Source organism: Woronichinia naegeliana WA131 (genome assembly GCA_025370055.1).
GTDB classification, from domain to species: domain Bacteria; phylum Cyanobacteriota; class Cyanobacteriia; order Cyanobacteriales; family Microcystaceae; genus Woronichinia; species Woronichinia naegeliana.
The window spans coordinates 5,914,863-5,933,599 of sequence record CP073041.1 but is presented as its reverse complement, the minus strand read 5'-3'; the positions used below and the strand labels follow the sequence as shown (position 1 = coordinate 5,933,599).

The 18,737-nt window shown below is 41.8% G+C and carries 16 protein-coding genes and 1 pseudogene; 6 read left to right on the top strand and 11 right to left on the bottom strand.

Features of this window, described 5'->3' with window-relative positions; genetic code table 11:
- Positions 1-149: 149 nt before the first annotated feature.
- The 8 genes from KA717_30170 to KA717_30135 form a co-directional block, all read right to left on the bottom strand.
- Positions 150-512 carry an NAD(P)H-quinone oxidoreductase subunit M gene (locus KA717_30170; GenBank protein ID UXE59920.1) on the bottom strand — a complete coding sequence of 121 codons (363 nt, stop codon included), beginning with the start codon at positions 510-512 and terminating at the stop codon, positions 150-152.
- A 148-nt stretch (positions 513-660) separates the two neighbouring features.
- On the bottom strand, positions 661-1,173 hold the full coding sequence (locus KA717_30165; protein UXE59919.1) for an inorganic diphosphatase: 513 nt from the start codon (positions 1,171-1,173) through the stop codon (positions 661-663).
- A 543-nt stretch (positions 1,174-1,716) separates the two neighbouring features.
- Positions 1,717-2,826 carry an SUMF1/EgtB/PvdO family nonheme iron enzyme gene (locus KA717_30160; protein ID UXE64816.1) on the bottom strand — a complete coding sequence of 370 codons (1,110 nt, stop codon included), beginning with the start codon at positions 2,824-2,826 and terminating at the stop codon, positions 1,717-1,719.
- Between the two features lie 35 nt (positions 2,827-2,861).
- Entirely contained in the window at positions 2,862-3,479 is a 618-nt protein-coding gene (locus tag KA717_30155) for a DedA family protein (protein ID UXE59918.1), read from the bottom strand.
- A gap of 34 nt (positions 3,480-3,513) precedes the next feature.
- The gene (locus KA717_30150) at positions 3,514-4,140 is read right to left on the bottom strand and encodes a DedA family protein (GenBank protein ID UXE59917.1); all 627 of its coding nucleotides are present in this window, start codon (positions 4,138-4,140) and stop codon (positions 3,514-3,516) included.
- A 106-nt stretch (positions 4,141-4,246) separates the two neighbouring features.
- Positions 4,247-5,530, bottom strand: coding sequence for an adenosylhomocysteinase (gene ahcY / locus KA717_30145; protein ID UXE59916.1), 1,284 nt, complete (start codon positions 5,528-5,530; stop codon positions 4,247-4,249).
- A 191-nt stretch (positions 5,531-5,721) separates the two neighbouring features.
- Positions 5,722-5,844: a photosystem I reaction center subunit IX gene (psaJ, locus tag KA717_30140; protein UXE59915.1), complete on the bottom strand. Its 123-nt coding sequence runs from the start codon at positions 5,842-5,844 to the stop codon at positions 5,722-5,724.
- A 51-nt stretch (positions 5,845-5,895) separates the two neighbouring features.
- Positions 5,896-6,393, bottom strand: coding sequence for a Photosystem I reaction center subunit III (locus KA717_30135; GenBank protein UXE59914.1), 498 nt, complete (start codon positions 6,391-6,393; stop codon positions 5,896-5,898).
- 148 nt (positions 6,394-6,541) lie between these two features.
- On the opposite strand from KA717_30135, the gene tsaD reads away from it, so the two are divergent.
- From tsaD to KA717_30115, 4 genes are read left to right on the top strand one after another with little or no spacing between them, the layout of a single operon-like run.
- Positions 6,542-7,594: a tRNA (adenosine(37)-N6)-threonylcarbamoyltransferase complex transferase subunit TsaD gene (gene tsaD, locus KA717_30130; protein UXE59913.1), complete on the top strand. Its 1,053-nt coding sequence runs from the start codon at positions 6,542-6,544 to the stop codon at positions 7,592-7,594.
- Complete coding sequence (locus tag KA717_30125; protein UXE59912.1) at positions 7,591-8,505, top strand: glycosyltransferase family 2 protein; 915 nt, start codon at positions 7,591-7,593, stop codon at positions 8,503-8,505. The genes tsaD and KA717_30125 overlap by 4 nt, the downstream gene beginning before the upstream one ends.
- A 39-nt stretch (positions 8,506-8,544) precedes the next feature.
- Positions 8,545-9,324: a TylF/MycF family methyltransferase gene (locus KA717_30120; GenBank protein UXE59911.1), complete on the top strand. Its 780-nt coding sequence runs from the start codon at positions 8,545-8,547 to the stop codon at positions 9,322-9,324.
- A gap of 8 nt (positions 9,325-9,332) precedes the next feature.
- The gene (locus KA717_30115) at positions 9,333-10,172 is read left to right on the top strand and encodes a methyltransferase domain-containing protein (GenBank protein UXE59910.1); all 840 of its coding nucleotides are present in this window, start codon (positions 9,333-9,335) and stop codon (positions 10,170-10,172) included.
- A gap of 204 nt (positions 10,173-10,376) precedes the next feature.
- Here KA717_30115 and dprA read toward each other — a convergent pair whose 3' ends face one another.
- Positions 10,377-11,504 (bottom strand): DNA-processing protein DprA, encoded by a 1,128-nt coding sequence (gene dprA / locus KA717_30110; protein ID UXE59909.1) that lies wholly within the window; start codon positions 11,502-11,504, stop codon positions 10,377-10,379.
- Between the two features lie 361 nt (positions 11,505-11,865).
- On the opposite strand from dprA, the gene asnB reads away from it, so the two are divergent.
- Entirely contained in the window at positions 11,866-13,791 is a 1,926-nt protein-coding gene (gene asnB, locus KA717_30105) for an asparagine synthase (glutamine-hydrolyzing) (protein ID UXE59908.1), read from the top strand.
- A gap of 36 nt (positions 13,792-13,827) precedes the next feature.
- Here the strand turns inward: asnB and KA717_30100 are convergent, their stop codons facing one another.
- The gene (locus KA717_30100; GenBank protein ID UXE59907.1) at positions 13,828-15,042 is read right to left on the bottom strand and encodes a glycosyltransferase family 4 protein; all 1,215 of its coding nucleotides are present in this window, start codon (positions 15,040-15,042) and stop codon (positions 13,828-13,830) included.
- Between the two features lie 333 nt (positions 15,043-15,375).
- On the opposite strand from KA717_30100, the gene KA717_30095 reads away from it, so the two are divergent.
- The gene (locus KA717_30095; protein ID UXE59906.1) at positions 15,376-17,307 is read left to right on the top strand and encodes a hypothetical protein; all 1,932 of its coding nucleotides are present in this window, start codon (positions 15,376-15,378) and stop codon (positions 17,305-17,307) included.
- Positions 17,308-17,600: 293 nt separating this feature from the next.
- On the opposite strand, the pseudogene KA717_30090 reads toward KA717_30095, so the two are convergent.
- Positions 17,601-18,661, bottom strand: a pseudogene (locus KA717_30090) (IS5 family transposase).
- Between the last annotated feature and the right edge of the window lie 76 nt (positions 18,662-18,737).

The window sequence follows — 18,737 nt, the reverse complement described above, 5'->3', positions numbered from 1 at the left end:
GCAAACAAACTTGATCAATCACTAAATAGAGCATTACGCTGATTCCACATATTGATACAAAACCCCTTGACCGTGAGCACTTCAAGACTTTTGTCTCTTGGACTACATTCTGAACTTGGAATTGCTGATACTTTAAAGAAGGCAATAATTTATTGAAGGAGATATTGTCCTTCCGTTTCCGGGCTTTCTATTTTAGGAAGTCCCATACTGTAGTTTAAAACTCGACTACCAAGGTTATAGCTAATCACTCCCTGTTGGAGCAAGGCACGAATAAAATGCTCTAAATCTGAGCCAATGCGACGCAAATTATATTCACTTAATTCTTCATCACTGTAGGATTCCACTAACTCATCAAATTGGCGATAAACCCGTTGCAGAGCGTCGTCACTCCAGTTAAATTCATTGTCGGGGTCAATATCAAGAGTTAGTACTTTTTCGCTGGGAGTCAATTCATTGCCGTTGACTTCGGCAGAAAATATATGGACGTGACGAGTAGTTGACTTAACAAGCATAGGGATTTTCTGGGTAAAAGGGCGATGGAACGTTAGTTTAGATAGGCTGACCTAAATCGAAGCGTTAATGCAAACTTTATTGTAAAGAACTGGCTGAAATTTGGGGAGGACGGCCAGAAAACAGACCCTACTCCCGTCCACCAGCCGCCTATTTTTGACCCGCTTTAATACATTCTTCCACCAAAGGCAGAACTGCATCCACATCTTTCCAGCCTAGGATTTCGGTGACTTTCTTCTCCAGATTTTTGTAGGTGCGGAAAAACTCAGCAATTTCATCTAAGCGATGACTGGCAATATCTTTAAGGCACTTCACCTGGGCATAGCGCGGATCTTTGTCCGGTACACAGAGAATTTTCTCATCGCGATCGCCACCATCAATCATCTCCAACATCCCAATGGGACGAGCCGCAATCACACAACCCGGAAAGGTAGGCTGATCCATAATCACCATGCCATCCAGGGGATCGCCATCATCCGCTAAGGTATTGGGAATAAAACCGTAGTCGTAAGGATAGTGGACAGAGGCATAAAGAACGCGATCAAGAGCAAAGGCGTTAAGATCTTTATCAAACTCGTATTTATTTTTGCTACCGGCCGGAATTTCAATAAGAACGTTAATCAGACCGGGTTTAGGTTGGGCTGGAATGCGCGATAAATCCACGAAATCTCTCCGAAATATTACAGCATGAGTGATGAAACGGGCAGATATACTCCTCACGGTCATAATTTACGATTTTTAGTTTAGCCCCCTCAGCCCCCCAACTTTTGGGGGAACCATTCTCTATTTATGGGTTTCAAAGTCCCCCAGAATTGGGGGATTTAGGGGGCAAAAATCACAATTTATAACCGTGCTAAGTATAGTGGGGGCGGTTAACTGACCCTAGAGCATTCTACAAGCAAAGATGAACTTCCGCGATCGCTTTACCAGATTTTTGCCATTTGCAATACAAACCCTGGTAATTCAAGATCACCCTTAACCATTTCAGGATTATCTAAAATTTCTATATTTTGATGAGGACGTGGACTCCGAGCATTCCTGCTGCGGTTTTGGGTTTAACATATTTTGCGATAATAAATCCCTCAATTCGACGCTCCCATTCTAGCGCATTCTAGCGCATTCTGTCGGTATTCGTGGATTAAATTTTGCTCTTTAACTGTAAATCTAACTGTTGCTATTCTTTAACAAAATGCGATATCAGATACCCTAATCTGCACAACGAAAACCCACAAAAATTTCCCTGACCCAGGGATGATACCAATTGCGAAAAGTTTTTCTCAATGCCCAGGGTCGCGTTACCCAACTTCCCCCCCGCAAAACGCGATGTTGCTGGTCAAAATAAACTTGGGAATAACCGGAATAAGGATAAGGTTCAAAATTAGGATAGGGAGCAAACCAGGAATCTGTCCATTCCCAAACCGATCGCTGAGGATATTGCGGGTAAAAATCTTGATGATAACTGGCTTTTTCCCATTCCGCTTCCGTTGGTAAACGTTTGCCGACAAAATTGGCATAGGCTTGGGCTTCATACCAACTTACCCCATACACAGGAGCATTCTCTTGTCCTTCTAGCCAATATAAAGGTTCCTCAATCCCTTGCGTTTGTCGCCATTGCCATCCCTCTTCCGTCCAGAATTTAGCCTGTTGATAGCCATCCTTTGCTATGAATTCTTGATACTGTCCCTGGGTCGCTGGAGAGGAGTCAATCCAATAGCTTTCTAGATTAACGAGATGCCGAGGCCGTTCATTATCCTGGGCAAAAAGGCGATCACTGCCCATCCAAAAGCTGCCGGCAGGAATATTGAGGACTGTTTGAGTCGTAACATTACTTAAATTCTCTGGAGGGGTTGAGAATGCCCCCGTTTTATTGGTAATAGGGTTCTTAACATGATGTAAATGCAGTAAAAAGGCGATCGTCTCACCATGTTGACTTTCATGTTGCAATAACCACCACCAGAGTCTTTCCGTTTCAAGTAACGAAGTTTCTTCTAAATAATCCCAAACCTGAAGTCGAACAATCTCTAAATAATTTTTAATAATCTCTAAACTGGGTAAATTCTGCCGTTCGCACTTGGGCAAACCATCGGCAGCAAATAATTTTCGATATTCGGGAAATAGAGGTTTTAAACCCTGACATTTTTCTAATAGCCAATAGGCTTCAGTAAAGGCAATATGTCCGAGATGCCAACCAATGGGACTAAATTCAGGATGGATTTGCTGACAAAATAAATCGGCCTCTACTGTTTCAAACAGGGCGAGAGTGCCTTGGCGACAATCTTCTAGATTTTTTCTCAGCCCTGCTTTTTGAATGTCCATGCCCAATCGCTCAGAATAGAAAAATTTGACTTAAGCTAATTAGCGCGGCGCAAACGTTTACGGAAAATCCAGAGAATCAAGAAAATCACTAAACTGACCAAGACAATTTTGGACACTGGATCAAGATATTTCTCCACTAATTCGTAATGATCACCTAATTTATAACCAGCGATCGCCAATAAACCCACCCATAACGTTGTCCCGATAGTGCTATAGAGAGTAAACGGTAGTAAAGGCATTCCGTTAATCCCCGCCGGTAGAGAAATCAAGGTTCTAACCCCAGGAACCAAACGACAGAAAAAGACCGCTTTCCCACCATGACGAGTAAACCAACGATTGGCTTTGCGGATATCCTGGGAACTGAGGCCAATCCACTTACCATAATTGTCAGCTAAATATTCCAAGCGTTCTTCACTCATTACTCTACCCAGGTAATACCAGGGAAATGCACCCAATATAGTGCCAACAACCCCAGCGAGAATAGCTGGAATCAATTCCATTTTTCCCTGAGCAGCCGTAAACCCAGCCAGAGGCATAATCAATTCCGAGGGGATCGGGGGAAATAGATTTTCTAAAAACATTAATAGAGCGATTCCCAGATAACCTAACTGGTTCATGAGTGCGGGAATCCATTCAGCAAGCCATTGAGACATAAAATTTTAGGGTTCAGAATTGAGAATGAAAAGTTTAGGAAGGCTTGCCATAACGACGGATTAATTTACGGCCAATCCAAACCAGGAGAGCAACGGCCAGAATAATAACAATAACTTTAGAAAAGGGAGCTAGATAATTAGCAACCTCTTCGTAATGGTGGCCTAATTTATAGCCAGCAGCCATTAAGGCCCCTACCCAAATAACGGTTCCCACAATGCTATAGAGGGTAAAAGCTATGAGGGGCATTTCGTTAATACCAGCAGGAATAGAGATTAGGGTTCTCAGTACCGGAATCATCCGACAAATAAAAACCGCTTGTCCGCCATGTTTATCAAACCAATGGTTGGCTCGATGAATATCTTTGGCACTAATACCGACCCATTTGCCATAACGATCAGCAATATGCTCTAAGCGTTCTTCATTCACCCACTTACCGACGTAGTACCAAGGATAGGCTCCCAAAATTGTCCCAATCACTCCGGCAAAGACGGCTGGGAAAAAAGCAATTTGTCCCTGGGAAACGGTAAAACCGACCAAAGGCATAAACACTTCCGAGGGAATAATGGGAAAAACGTTTTCGATAAACATTAGAAAGGCGATGCCTAGGTAACTCCACTGTTGCATTACCTGGGGAATCCAATGTTCAAACCAATGTGTCATAGCTGCGATCGCCTGGAATAATGAAGCGTCTTAGTCTGTAGAAAAACTTACCCCCTTATTAGAAAAAACTTGCCCCCCTTATTAAGGGGGGAGGGGGGGATCAATACTAAGTTCCTGAAGTCCAGGAATTAATGTATTCGATCTGCTCAGGGGTGAGTGCATCAATGGCAATACCCATTGCTTGTAATTTCAAACGAGCAATTTCTTGATCAATGTCCTTGGGAATGGAGTGAAGTCCGGGTTCTAATTTACCTTGATTTTTGACCAGATATTCACAGGCCAGGGCTTGATTGGCAAAGCTCATATCCATTACCGCGCTAGGATGACCTTCGGCTGCTGCTAGGTTAACCAAACGACCTTCCCCAATGACGATGACAGACTTGCCATTTTTTAAACTGTACTGCTCAGTAAAGTTACGAACAACCTTCACTTCAGTGGCCTTATCTCGTAAAGACTTGAGATCGATTTCAATATCAAAGTGACCAGAATTACAAACGATCGCACCGTCTTTCATTACATCAAAGTGTTCAGAGCGAATAACGTGTTTGTTGCCTGTCACAGTGACAAAAATATCGCCTTCTTTAGCGGCTTCAGACATCGGCATAACGCGGAAGCCATCCATAGCAGCTTCGATCGCGGGTACGGGGTTAATTTCCGTCACAATGACATTCGCGCCTAAACCTTTCGCTCGCATGGCCACACCCTTGCCACACCAGCCATAACCGGCAACAACAATCGTTTTACCCGCTAAGAGAATATTGGTGGCCCGAATTACGCCATCAAGGGTGGATTGACCCGTCCCATAACGGTTGTCAAAGAAGTGTTTGGTATCAGCATCATTGACATTGACAGCCGGGAAAGTTAGAACGCCATCCTTGAACATGGCTTGTAAACGCACAATGCCCGTAGTGGTTTCTTCCGTTGTTCCGATAATATCTGCGATTTGGTGCTGACGCTCTTGGATCATGGTTGCCACCACATCAGAACCATCATCAATAATGATTTGAGGTTTATGATCTAAAGCCGTTTGGACGTGACGGTGATAGGTATCATTATCTTCTCCCTTAATGGCATAGACAGGGATACCGTAATCCGCAACCAGACAAGCTGCTACGTCATCCTGGGTCGAAAGGGGATTACTGGCAATCAACAGTGCGTCTGCACCACCTGCCTTGAGGGCGATCGCTAAGTTAGCGGTTTCGGTAGTAACGTGACAACAAGCCACTAAACGTAGGCCAGCAAAGGGTTTTTCCTTGGCAAAGCGATCGCGAATCTGTTTAAGAACAGGCATTTCTCGACCGGCCCATTCGATCCGTTGACGACCTAGGGGGGCTAGACCAATATCCTTGATATCGTACTTTTGTTGAACTTGAACGGGTGCTGCAACCATCTATCGCAATTCCTCTGGAAGCTTTTCAGTAGGTAGTTTAACTTAAGTTAACATTAATTGGGTAATCAATAAGGTAGGGGGAACGCACTGAAGACTTAGAACCCTTAGCTAGACAGGAAAAGAGGACTGGCATCAGAATTTCATCCGACAACCAATCCCCTTTTTTCAATAACGAATCTTAAATTTTCATCCTAGGGATGGAAAAGCAGATCAGGATAAAAACGGTTTGCTTCGATCAAAATCCCTGCGGTAAAAGTTAGCAGAGCCATGATTAAAACAGGAGCAGTTGATAAAAATTTAGTCAAACCTTCCATGAAAGAGTCTCCAAGGGTAAAAGCAGTAAAACAGGATTAAAATACAGTCTCCTAGCGAGGAGAAACCGGGATTTCAGAATCCTTGACAATCAGTTTGCCAGAGGTATATTCCCCTAAAGCGGCTAGAGGCCACAGGAAGCCGGTTAACATTTTGCTGATGGCTAAAGGCACATTGATCACAATTTCTTGCATTTCAGCATCTTTACTGCCTCGAATGGCGATCAAATAAGACCGTCCAACCCAGCCAATCCAGCCGGCGATATAGAGGAAAAGAATGCTAGGAATGAGAAAATCACCAGCATGGCTTAAGCGGCCATCTACAATCAGGTGAGGATAGCCTTCCGGGCCACAGAGAGCCGCCGCATAGCGTTCTGCCCGGATTTGACCTGACTGGGGATCAGCAGTGGTATTCAGGAAGTTTTTGGCTTTTTGCTGATAAGCAGGAGATTCGCTACAGGGAGTTAGGTTCGCGAAGTCAGCCGCCGAAGCAGAAGGTGCAAAATTAAACCAGAGGGTTAGGGCGAGCAGGAAAGCTAACAATTGTTTCATAAGAATTGTTTCCTTTTATGGCCAAAGGCTAAGTTTTTTGTACAAAGGATGACAGATCGATTGTACGCGGAAGTGATCTTACTCTGACGGGTTGGTAGAGTAAAGATTAAGCAATCAAAAGTAGTCTTTCGTATCAAACTAGCAGACAATGGCAACCATTTTAGCAATCGAAACAAGTTGTGATGAAACTGCGGTAGCAATTGTAAAGAATCGTAACGTTTTAAGCAGTGTGGTCTCTTCACAAATCGCTGTGCATCAACAGTATGGTGGGGTTGTCCCAGAGGTGGCTTCGCGTCAACATCTTACGCTTATTAATCCTTGTATTACTCAGGCGTTGTCAGAGTCCGGTCTCACCTGGACAGAGATTGAGGCGATCGCCGCTACCGTTGCCCCTGGATTAGTGGGAGCGTTGATGGTGGGAGTAACAGCGGCCAAAACCTTAGCATTAGTTCATCAAAAGCCATTTTTAGGGGTTCATCATCTGGAAGGCCATATTTATGCCAGTTACCTTAGCCAACCGACCTTAGAACCGCCTTTTCTCTGTCTTTTGGTATCGGGAGGCCATACCAGTCTCATTCAGGTCAAATCCTGCGGTGATTACCAAATATTGGGTACGACGAGAGATGATGCGGCAGGCGAAGCGTTTGATAAAGTTGCCCGTTTATTAGATCTCGGTTATCCAGGCGGCCCTGCTATCGACAAAGCGGCTCAAAGGGGCAATCCCCAAGCCTTTGTTCTGCCCGAAGGTCGTATTTCTCTTCCCCAGGGGGGTTATCATCCCTATGATTCTAGTTTTAGTGGCTTAAAAACGGCGGTGTTACGACTGGTTACAACGTTAAAGGAATCGGGTCAACCCTTACCGATTGAGGATCTGGCGGCTAGTTTCCAAGCGACCGTGGCGCGATCGCTGACCCATAAAACGATTAACTGTGCCCTAGATCAAGGCCTGCAAACCATTACGGTGGGGGGGGGGGTGGCAGCCAATCGCGAATTGCGTCAATCTCTGCAACGGGCAGCCCAGGAAAAAAATCTCACCGTTTATTTTCCACCGCTCCATCTCTGTACCGACAATGCTGCTATGATTGCCTGTGCTGCTGCTGAACATTTTGAAAAAGGCGAGCGATCGCCATTAACATTAGGGGTACAATCTCGTCTAGCCATTACCGAGGTGAATAAACTCTATCCAAAACAAAGCCTATGAAAACGCCGGTTGTCCTCATTATTTTTCGCCGTCCTGAAAAGACCCAAAAACTCCTCAATATCATTCGAGAAATTCAACCCAAACAGTTATTTGTAATTGCTGATGCACCGCGATCGCATAAATTAGGAGAAGCAGAAAAATGTGAGAAAACTCGCGCCATCATTGAGACTATTGATTGGGATTGTCAAGTTTATAAAAATTATTCTGAACAGAATCTAGGTTCATCTAAACGTATTCCCACCGGCTTAAATTGGGTTTTTAGTCAGGTGGAAGAAGCTATTATCCTAGAGGATGATTGCTTGCCAGAAAAAACTTTTTTTCCTTTTTGCGAAGAATTGCTAGAGCATTATCGTCATGATCAAAGAGTGATGACAATTTCAGGTAATAATTTCCAATTTGGTCATCAAACAACCTCAGACAGTTACTATTTTTCTCGCTACAGTCATTCCTGGGGATGGGCAACCTGGAGAAGGGCTTGGCAATACTTTGATATGAATATGACCCATTGGCCCAGGGTAAAAGAACAGCAACTTTTGAATTTTATCCTAGAAGATAGGAGAACTCGTCAATATTGGGAGAATATTTTTCAAGGTGTATTTGATAATCAAATTGTGGCTTGGGACTATCGATGGACATTCGCCTGTTGGCTGCAAAATGCTCTCACCATCTTGCCATCCAGAAATCTAGTTAGTAATATTGGCTTTGATGAGGATGCCAGCCATACAACCAGTAAAAACCATCCTTTTGCCTATTTGCCCACCTATCCTATGACTTTTCCAATTCAACATCCTGCTTATCTGATTCGGGATGGAGCAGCGGATCAGTTTTCTCAAAATACTATCTTTGATCCCACGTTAACCTATCGTTTAAAACGAAAATTAAGCAAATTTTTCTCTAAAGTTTCTCTCTAAACTCTTCTTCTAAAATTTTTATTATCTTGACTAATATCTATGGCTAAACTCTCTCCTCTTCAACGGATCAAAAGCTTACTACAAAATTTAGGAATTGATGTGCATCGCTATCCTCCTAATTTACCACCAGATTTTGACAAGGAAGTGGTTCAAACCATTAATCGCGTGCAGGCCTTTACGATGACTTCGCCTGAACGAATTTCAGCCCTTTGTGAAGCAGTTAAATATGTGGTCAAGAACCAGATTCCAGGTGATATTGTGGAATGTGGGGTCTGGAAAGGGGGAAGCATGATGGCGATCGCCGATACCCTTAAAAAATTAGGTCAAGAAGAGCGGGAACTATTTTTGTTTGATACTTTTAGTGGAATGTCAGAGCCGACGCAGGAAGATGTCGATTTAAGCGGTATTGAAGCTAAAAAACTTTTACAAGAGGAGGACAAAAATGTTAGTAATTCGGTTTGGTGTTATGCCTCTCTAGAAGAGGTCAAAAAGTCCGTTGGATCGATTAATTATCCTGCTGACAAAATTCACTTTATTAAAGGCAAAGTAGAAGAGACTATTCCTGAACAAGCTCCTGAAAAGATTGCCCTTTTACGTCTAGATACTGACTGGTACGAATCCACAAAACATGAGCTAATTTACCTTTTTCCTCGCCTTGCGGTAGGAGGGGTGATTATTATTGATGACTATGGCCATTGGCAGGGAGCCAGAAAAGCTGTTGATGAATATTTAGCAGAACACCAAATTGCTTTAATGCTTCATCGCGTCGATGTTACGGCCAGAATTGGCATTTTTTATCCCCTATCATCCCATTCCTAATTATTGGCATGAAACGTCTTAATATTGGTTGTGGCGTAGTTTATCATCCTGATTGGATTAATTTAGATAAAATCCCCCAATCTCCTACCATCCAACCCTACGATATTTGTAATCCTTTGCCCTTTGCGGAAGATTCTATTGATGTTTGCTATAGCTCTCATGTTTTGGAACATTTAACCCAGGAACAGGCTCAAGCTTTTATCGCTGACTGTTGGCGGATTCTAAAACCCAATGGTATTATTCGGATTGTTGTTCCAGACTTAGAAGCCATTGTTAAAACTTATTTAAGTTGTCTAGAATCAGTGGCTATGGCCAAACAACCCGATCCCATCGCGCTTGCCAATTACCATTGGTTGATGTTAGAGTTATTAGACCAAATTAATCGACGCTTTCCAGGGGGAGAAATGGCTAATTTTCTGGGCAATCCCCAACTTCTTAACCGTGATTTTATTCGCGATCGCATTGGTCAAGAAGCAGAAGGTTTTTGGACAGCACCTAAGACTAATTTTTCTTTACAAACCCGACTTAAACATAAAAATTGGGGCTGGTTTTTGGCAAAAAGCCGTTATCTTGTAGCAGCATGGATGGTAAGACTGATTGCGGGCAAATCTGGCCAAAGGGCTTTCTGCGAGGGAGTATTCCGTCAATCGGGAGAAATTCATCAATGGATGTATGATCGGGTCTCTTTAGCTGCTCTTTTGTCCAAAAATAGATTTCAAGATATTCAGGTTTGTCAGGCAATGGATAGTCAAATCAGAGGATTTAATGATTACCAATTAGATATCATTGATGGCAAAGTTCGCAAACCTGATTCTCTGTTTATGGAAGCCAGAAAGGGAGAATTTTAAGGTAATTATGAATCATTGATAACCCTCTCTAACTCGAAACCCATAGTTTTTTAATCGCCCAATTTGATCTCCCTAAATCCCCCTTAAAATGAGGACTTGTCTCAAATTTGATCCCCCTAAATCCCCCTTAAAAATGGGGACTTGTTTCAAAATGGACTTGGCTTAAAATTCTCGAATACAAATACAATATAAATGTAGTTTTTACTATAATCGTTGATAGCGCATCCCAGGAATTTGGCTAACCAAACCCATTAATTCTAATTGCAGTAATCCTGCCGATACTTCTCCGGTGCTTAAACCCGTATTCTGGATAATGGTATCAAAAGGAGTGGGCGATCGCGGTACGGCTTGTAAAATTTTCAAAGGAATGGGATCTAGATCTGGCAAAGATTCAACCGATTGCAAAGATTCTAACAAAGATAAAACGGGGGCAATATCCAGTTTGGGAATGGCTCCCAGGGTTTCTAATAATGTTTCTTCCGAGAGAATCACTTCGGCTCCGTTATGAATTAAAGTGAGACAACCTTTCGCTTCAGCTACATCAGGAGAATTGGGTAAAGTATAGACATCTCGACAAAATTCATTGGCATAACGGGCTGTTATTAATGAACCTGATTTTTCGGGGGCTTCCATCACTAAAATAGCGCGACTTAGCCCGGCAATAATCCGATTACGAGCCGGAAAATTACCGCGATCAGGTTTAGTTCCCACAGGATATTCACTTAAAATTAAACCCTTTTCAGCAATTTCTTCAAAGAGTTGTCGATTTTGAGGCGGATAAACCAGGTCTAAACCCGTTCCTAAAACGGCGATCGTTCTACCACCCGCTTCTAAACAACTACGATGGGCCTGTCCATCAATACCAGCAGCTAACCCAGAAATCACCGTAAAATCACTTTTTGCTAATCCCATGCTAATTTTCTTTGTCCAGCGTTTGCCATGTTCAGTAGGAAAACGAGTGCCAACAATCGCAATGCCTGGAATTTGTCCTTGATTTTCGGACATTTTAACCTGACCTCGATAGTAAAGTACCGGCGGTGGACTAGGAATTTCCCACAATAAACGGGGATAATCAGCATCGGCTGGTGTCCAAAAGTGGGGATTTTGACGGCTATGCTCTTCTAGTAATAGTTGGGGATTGAGTTGCGATCGCTGGGTGAGAATATTGGTAATTAGTTTTGAGCCTAAGCCATTGACCTGTAATAAGGCTCTTTCTGATGCTTTCCAGGCATTCTCTAATGTCTCAAAATGTTGTTGGATTCGCTTTAATAAAACGGGGCCGACTCCATTTATTTGCGACCAGGCTAACCAATAATAGCGATCCTCGTTCACCCTTGACTCCTTGAACTTCTAGAATTAGCAAGATTTTAACCGAATATCAGGTTTCATTGGCAAAAATTGAAACAATCAAATTATGAGATCTAGTCATTTGCAGATCATACGATATAACCTCGTTTTCACCGCAAGTTGAGGTTTATAACAAGAAAATAAATACCGTTGAATTTTTCTACGGTGTTAACACGACTAATACCAAAAGACTGCTATTGTCTCTTTTTCGTTAAGTACCCCAAAAAATTATAATTATTTTAATCCATATTGTATTTTAGTCATAATTAGTTTATATTTTCTATAATCACCTTAAGAGAACAACATTTTCCGTTCAATTTTATAGGCTAAGTATAGGGCATCTTCTATGTGCGGAATTACGGCAGCGATTGGTGCGATTTCCCCAATGATCATCAAGGCAACAGAGCAAATAAATGATGCCCAGTTTCATCGTGGGCCAGATGGTGGGGGTTTTTGGTCTTCTGTCGATGAGAATGAGCAAGGTGTGGCCTTAGCCCATAGACGACTAGCAATCATGGATTTAAGTGCCAATGGTGCCCAACCGATGATCGATCAAGTAACGGGAAATGTCATTACCTACAATGGCGAGGTCTATAATTACCAAGAACTACGACGAGACCTAGAAAAACAAGGTGTGAAATTTCGTTCTGAATGTGACACAGAAGTCCTTTTAGCAGGTTATCGAGTTTGGGGAGAAGGGGTTCTGGATTATTTGCGCGGAATGTTTGCATTTGTGATCTGGAACCCCCAACAAAATAAAGCTTTTTGTGCTCGAGATCGCCTGGGAATTAAGCCACTCTATTATGCTTCTGTCCAGAATAATGGTGGTAATACTTTATTAATCGCGTCAGAACTGAGAGCCTTATTAGCCAGTGGTTTAATTGAGCGAAAATTAGATCAAAAAAGTCTAGAGAATTATCTCTGGAATGGCTTTGTAATTAGTCCGAATACCATTATTGAGGCCATTTCTCTACTGCCTGCGGGTTATAAAATGACGATTAATATGGAGGGAGAGATTGAAAATTATGAATCCTTCTGGACAATTCCCAAATATCATTCTAATAATAGCTCTCTTGAATCCCTGGAACAGGAACTTAGAGATGCGGTAAAAATGCGTTTAGTGAGTGATGTTCCGGTGGGCGTTTTTCTCTCTGGTGGTATTGATTCTAGCGTAGTGGCTGCTTTAGCGGTTCAGGCAAATGCGGGTACAGTTAAGACTTTTAATTTATCCTTTGAAGAAGTAGAGTACGATGAATCCGTTTATGCTCATCAAGTGGCCCAGGCTTTAGGAACAGAACATCTTGAGGTACAACTATCCCAAGCTCAGTTTTTCGCACAATTGGAAAGTGCTCTAGGCAGTTTAGACCAACCCACTTTTGATGGTCTGAATACCTATTATATTAGCCGTGCAGTAAAGGAATCAGGCATTACGGTGGCCTTAGCCGGGACAGGAGGGGATGAACTCTTTGGCGGCTACCGCTCTTTTCGAGAAGTCAGTTTAGCGGTTAAAATTAACCAGTATTTGAATAAATTGCCCTATTCATTCCGTCAAAATTTATCAAAACAATTCATACATTGGAATGAGGGAGAATTAGGTAGCTTTCCGGCTCAAACCCGTTGGGGAAAAATCGAAGATCTTTTATCTACCAGTAATCTTACTAATATTTATCAGGTTTTTTACAGCTTATTTACTAAGGATTTTCAAAATCAATTATTAGGACAAAAAGAATATCCAAGTTCTTATTATGGTTTGACAGATTTTTATACCCAAAAATTCCAAGAAACCATCGCCCAAGAGCCAACTTTAAGTTCCATCAGCCAGCTTGAAATCGCTATTTTCCTAGGGGAGCGATTATTACGAGACACAGATGTTGCAAGTATGGCTAATTCTTTGGAAGTTAGACTACCTCTTATTGATCATAAGGTAGTTGGCTTAGTAATAGAACAAAAGCTCAAGAATCGTTTTTATCCCCTGGGGAAAAAGCGTTTTTTACAAAACTTAGTAGCAGAACAGCTTGATGCTCGATTATTTAATCGTCCTAAATCTGGATTTGTTTTACCGATTGAACAGTGGTGTCGTCAAAGTTTAAAGCGTGAAATTTCTGAGACTTTCAGCGATCGCGCTCATTTGGCTAGGATCGGACTGAATGCGGATGCGGTTAATGCCCTTTGGCAAGCTTTTTTAGCAGATTCTCCTGGACTATACTGGTCGCGTATCTGGTCAATTTATATTCTCTGTTGGTGGTGCGATCGCTATCAAGTTAGCCGTTAAAACCAGTCTAGCTCCGTCGCTTAATTTGTTTGAGAGCTAGTTTTGAGATTTAGTCACTTCCTCAAAAAGTGCCACTAATTTTCTCGCTTCGATTATGCTGCTATGATTTTCTTTGACTCTTTGATTCCCTACCATTGCCATTGCTTCGAGTTGATCGATATCTAAAAGTAACATTTTTTCAATCGCATTAGCTAACGCCTCAATATCGCCTGATGGAACCAGAAAACCCGATAGATTATTTTCCATTAATTCCACATTTCCCGCAATATAGGTCGCAATTACAGGACGACCTAATGCAAAACTTTCCATCATCACGACGGGTAATCCTTCGGCAAAACTGGGCAGGACTAATGCTCTAGATTCATGGAAAAATTGCTTAATTTCTTGACTAGTTGCCCAGCCTTTAATTTTCACAAAATCCTGAAGTTCAAGGGATACAATCAGTTCTTCAAGGGTAGGACGTAACGGCCCATCGCCAACCAATAATAGTTTAAAATTGAGCCCTTTTTCTTTAACTTTAGCTAACGCTTTGATCAATAAACCTTGCCCCTTTTGTTCTGTTAATCTGCCGATACATAGTAGTTGTGAAGTCGGGGGAATCGGCAAAATTGGTGTATCTAAAAAGTCTTCATCTAAACCGCAATGAACAACTTTAATTTTTGACCACTCAGCGTAAGGACACCAACGATATAATTGACCTCTAGCAAAAGAACTAATTGCCACCACAAAAGTAGCATATTTAATTTTAGTCGTGAGGGATAAATTTTGCGGTTTATCAAATTCTTCTGGGCCGTGAACGGTAAAACTATAGGTAAAATGACCTAAAATTGAAGTTAATAGGGTTGTTGTGGCAGAGTTAGTACCAAAATGAGCATGAATATGAGTCAGGTTGCTTTTTTTGAGTTGATTTGTTAATGCACAAGATTCCGCCAGATAAATGAGATGTCTGACTTGACCCACTTCGGAGCTTTTCCCCAATTCGATAGCCATGGACAAGGCTTTTAAAAAAAGAATGGGATGGCTCAAAAAGCAGACAATAAGGTTATAAAAGATGACAAAGGGGTGAAGATTTAAAATAGTAAAAGTCTTGGTAAATTCTTGTTTGTCGGCAATATCAATTAATTCATTTTCACAGGAACGCATTGAGACACGAAAAATATCCACTCCTAATTTTTCAAGGGCCAAAATTTCTCGACGAATAAAGCTATGACTGATTTTCGGATATTGATTAATGAGATAGGCGATCTTCATGCCAAAAATTAATATTTAGATTGCTTAATTGTAGCTTAAATAACAGGGAAGTAATAGCGGGCATGAGTATTGATTTGTGACACTAAGTTAGTCAGTGACAGAAAATATCAAATATACTATCAGAAAGTTAGCGATCGCTCTAATAATGATTTATTATTTGATTAGTTATTTAGGTAAAAACTCGTAGGCAATGATACCATCTGGGGTGACTTGGCATTAAATACATTAACTTTTCTATTATCTAAACTCATCAAGTTTATGGTCAGAAAACTGTCAAGCGAGATATTCCTAGACTGGATTACTGCCTGATAATGTTAAGCTAGTTTCAGCTTTTTGACAGTTGATCTCTGCGGCAACGCCCCACGCTGTCGAGGCAATATCCTTGTCCGCCAATTTGCCGATTTTAGTGATATGTCTGACCCCAACCGCCCCTATAAAAGTCATCTCTTCAACTTTGTTAATCGTCAATCCCTACGAATCCGCGATCGCCTGGGAGAAACCTTTAGACATTTGCGAGTAGCGGCGGAATGGAGTGTCCAGTTATTAGCCTTACCTTTTCATTGGCTGTTACGTCCCCAGCAATGGGCTGGCCCCAAATTAGGAAATGGTCGTAGTCAACCGGCCTTGTCCAGCCGTATGGAATACTTATCCGATCCGCCTGTCGATCAGCCCCTTGAAAGAGTTTTAAATAGCCTTAAACCCTGGTTTGAACTGCCTGAAGATTCGCCCATTCTCGACCCTTTAGACTATCAACCGCCACAAATCGTTCTTTCTCCCCAATATTTTGAACAGGTTCGCCAACAGTTAGCGATCGGCACTACCCCCGATCAACTTTTACCCCCCGCTTTCCTACCGTCTCAGCCGTCCGAAGTCAAAAATCTTCCCTCTCATGGCTTAGGACAATTAGTCATTAATATCAAAAATGCTCTTTCCTTTGCCAAACAAAAAGACTTAATTATTCAAGGGATTGCTTGCTTGCTGGAAAACCGCCAATTGGTGCTCACCACGGCCGATAATGACCTGTTAGATGTGCTCTCCGGTAGCCAACAACAACAACTGCAACAGCGTATGGGGCTGGAATTGGCCAACTATGGTTATGAACGTCGTCTTCAGTGGGCCCTCTCTCAACAACAGATTGGCTTTATTTCCCTGATTGATACGGAAACCCAAACGGCGATCGCGCCCTTAAACTTCCTCTGGCGTAAACTGCAATGGCTAGAACATTTCACCTTTAATCTCCAATGTGGCGCATCCATTAGCACGGCAATTGTGCCTATGCCCACTGTACCCTTACCCTCCTTACCCCTGCGCCAACCCTTAGCCCGTTTGGATCAAACCGTTGCCCAGATCGAAGCCAAAGAAATTCAATGGGGACAAAAAGTTTTTGAACAATTCAATCAAGGATTGGTCAGCCTACGAGAAACGCCTATCTTAGAAGCTTCTATTGAAAAAATTAGTCATCTTCAACCGCCCCTTGCCTTACCCCAAATACCCCAAACGTGGCAAGCTTTAAAGTCCGAAATTATTCAAAAATTACCCTCATCTCTAGCTCCTCAGCACTCTACTAACCTAGATCATCCCCAGGGTCAATTAGAAGCGACCGAACCCGATCCTTTTCAAATTCAAGCCCTCATTCAAGCGGCGATCGCCTACTTTTTTAGCTCAGAATCATCAGCCCGCCCTTTATCGGCTCAAACCTCAGAAAAACCCCTCGGCAAACAATCAGGGTTAGAAGAAACGTGGCTCTCCTGGGACGATCTTTTTTCCCATGCGGATGATAGTGTAGCGATCCCAGGCATCAAACCCTTTGCTGCCTTACCAGGCTCAGATGATATCTCTGCGGTCAGCCTGGAAACTCTTAATACTCAAATCCAACAAAAGCCTAAACTTACACCCACTCCATCTAAAGCATCTCAAGCGGTGACTTATCCCGTTCCCTCAGATCTGACTGTCTCGGCCAGTCCTAGCATCATTTCCGATCGCATAACCGATGAGCCACCAGACAGTACGATTACCCATTCCCCCGCCGCAGGCTTGAAAACGCCCGTCCCTAAATCGGTTCCGCTAAGTAAACCCTGGGAAGTAGAACTGGAAGCTGCCTTTGATTGGATTGAAACGGAAGCTAAACCCGTTGGCTATAGCAAACACTTGCTCGAATATATATTAGACTGGCTAGATGTAATTGTCGTTATTTTAGAAGAAAATCTTAAAAAAATTTGGCGGTGGTGTTATCAGCAATATCTTACCTTTAATAAAGCTAATTGAAAGAGGATGAGAGTAAAAGATGAATGTCATCCCCGAAATTTACTCTCAATCCCACCTGCAATTTTTTTGTAAAACGAGCGATCGCCCGCTTTTCATTGTATGCATTGATCTGAAAAAAAGCTTAGTTTGACCTTTATTTGGAGATAAAACTGATGACAGACGGGTGTGACCTTTATTTGATGAAGGGAAAGAAAAGTGTTAACATGAGATGAAAAGTGAAAAAGAGGAAAATTACCGCCATTTTTAGAAGAACAATGACTCTACAACTTCTTACTTTTTGTTTTCTTCTTTGTCTTCTGAAGTAGAGTAGAAAGATTCATTACCAAAAAGTTCATTGCAATCACAGTTTCAGAGGTCTCAGGTAGTTTTGCCATCACTCGACTAAGACTAAATCTTCGCTTTCCCTGTCCGAATTTACCCTCTATGGCATTACGCACTCTTTCATCTGAGACTGCCTCTTTCTTTTTTTCTTTACTCACCTCGTTCGGTGGTCTTCCTAATGGAGGGCCACTTATTCTTATTCCCCTTTCTTTACAATAAGCTCGATTCTCTTTGGTTCGATATATTTTATCCACGTGGACCGATTCTGGATAACATCCTCTCTCCCTTTTATACTCCTCTATTTGCTCTTTTAAATCTCCCGATTCGTTATAATTATCCCAACTTAATTTAGTTAAGTAAACATAGCCATTCACATTACTCGCTGATATTTTGGCTCCAAATTCTACTGCTTTTCCCGCTTTTCCACGCACTATTGGACGGATATGAGGTTGCGTTACACTCACAATTCTGTTTTCTACTGTATTCGTCTTATTCTCATACATTTCTAGTTGTTGTTCATACACTTTTTCTATGGTTATAATCATTTCCTTCTCCTTTTTTGTTAGTTTTTCCAATTTTGCTCCCTCATCTAACATTTTTTTTACATACAATAAGTTTCTTCTAATCCCTTTTCTTTTTTCTTTTTTTGACGGACGACGTTTTTTCGCTACCGTTAGGTAGTCTTTTCTCCCTTCTTCTCTATAGGTTCTCGGCTTTTCTTTCTTTTTTTCTTTTATTTCTTTATACAACTTATCTATTATTTTTTCTGTTTTTTCTCTGGCTTCATTTAATATTCCTATATCCGTTGGATATTTTATACCGGCTGGTGTACAAGTCGCATCTAACAATAACTTACCTTCATTTTCTTCCTTTTTTTTTCTACTCCCTCAACCTTCTTTACCATTTCTTTATTGATTTTATTTGTTAATTCCATCCCTATTCTTTTACGAAAATGAACCATCATTGATGCTTCAAACGGCTCCTCGCTACTGTAGCTCTCCATTCCGATAAAGTATTGTAAATACGGATTTTCTGGCGTTGCTGACTTGAGGTATGAATCTCTAAAGATGCAATTTTTAAAACATTGACTCACACTGGTTTCTAGATGT

Excerpts from the sequence above, each read along its gene's own strand:
- KA717_30115 (UXE59910.1), top strand. The coding sequence starts at position 9,333 with ATGAAACGTCTTAATATTGGTTGTGGCGTAGTTTATCATCCTGATTGG.
- KA717_30125 (UXE59912.1), top strand. The coding sequence starts at position 7,591 with ATGAAAACGCCGGTTGTCCTCATTATTTTTCGCCGTCCTGAAAAGACC.
- asnB (UXE59908.1), top strand. The coding sequence starts at position 11,866 with ATGTGCGGAATTACGGCAGCGATTGGTGCGATTTCCCCAATGATCATC.
- KA717_30170 (UXE59920.1), bottom strand. The coding sequence starts at position 512 with ATGCTTGTTAAGTCAACTACTCGTCACGTCCATATATTTTCTGCCGAA.
- ahcY (UXE59916.1), bottom strand. The coding sequence starts at position 5,530 with ATGGTTGCAGCACCCGTTCAAGTTCAACAAAAGTACGATATCAAGGAT.
- KA717_30155 (UXE59918.1), bottom strand. The coding sequence starts at position 3,479 with ATGTCTCAATGGCTTGCTGAATGGATTCCCGCACTCATGAACCAGTTA.
- KA717_30150 (UXE59917.1), bottom strand. The coding sequence starts at position 4,140 with ATGACACATTGGTTTGAACATTGGATTCCCCAGGTAATGCAACAGTGG.
- KA717_30100 (UXE59907.1), bottom strand. The coding sequence starts at position 15,042 with ATGAAGATCGCCTATCTCATTAATCAATATCCGAAAATCAGTCATAGC.
- psaJ (UXE59915.1), bottom strand. The coding sequence starts at position 5,844 with ATGGAAGGTTTGACTAAATTTTTATCAACTGCTCCTGTTTTAATCATG.
- KA717_30160 (UXE64816.1), bottom strand. The coding sequence starts at position 2,826 with ATGGACATTCAAAAAGCAGGGCTGAGAAAAAATCTAGAAGATTGTCGC.
- KA717_30120 (UXE59911.1), top strand. The coding sequence starts at position 8,545 with ATGGCTAAACTCTCTCCTCTTCAACGGATCAAAAGCTTACTACAAAAT.
- KA717_30135 (UXE59914.1), bottom strand. The coding sequence starts at position 6,393 with ATGAAACAATTGTTAGCTTTCCTGCTCGCCCTAACCCTCTGGTTTAAT.
- tsaD (UXE59913.1), top strand. The coding sequence starts at position 6,542 with ATGGCAACCATTTTAGCAATCGAAACAAGTTGTGATGAAACTGCGGTA.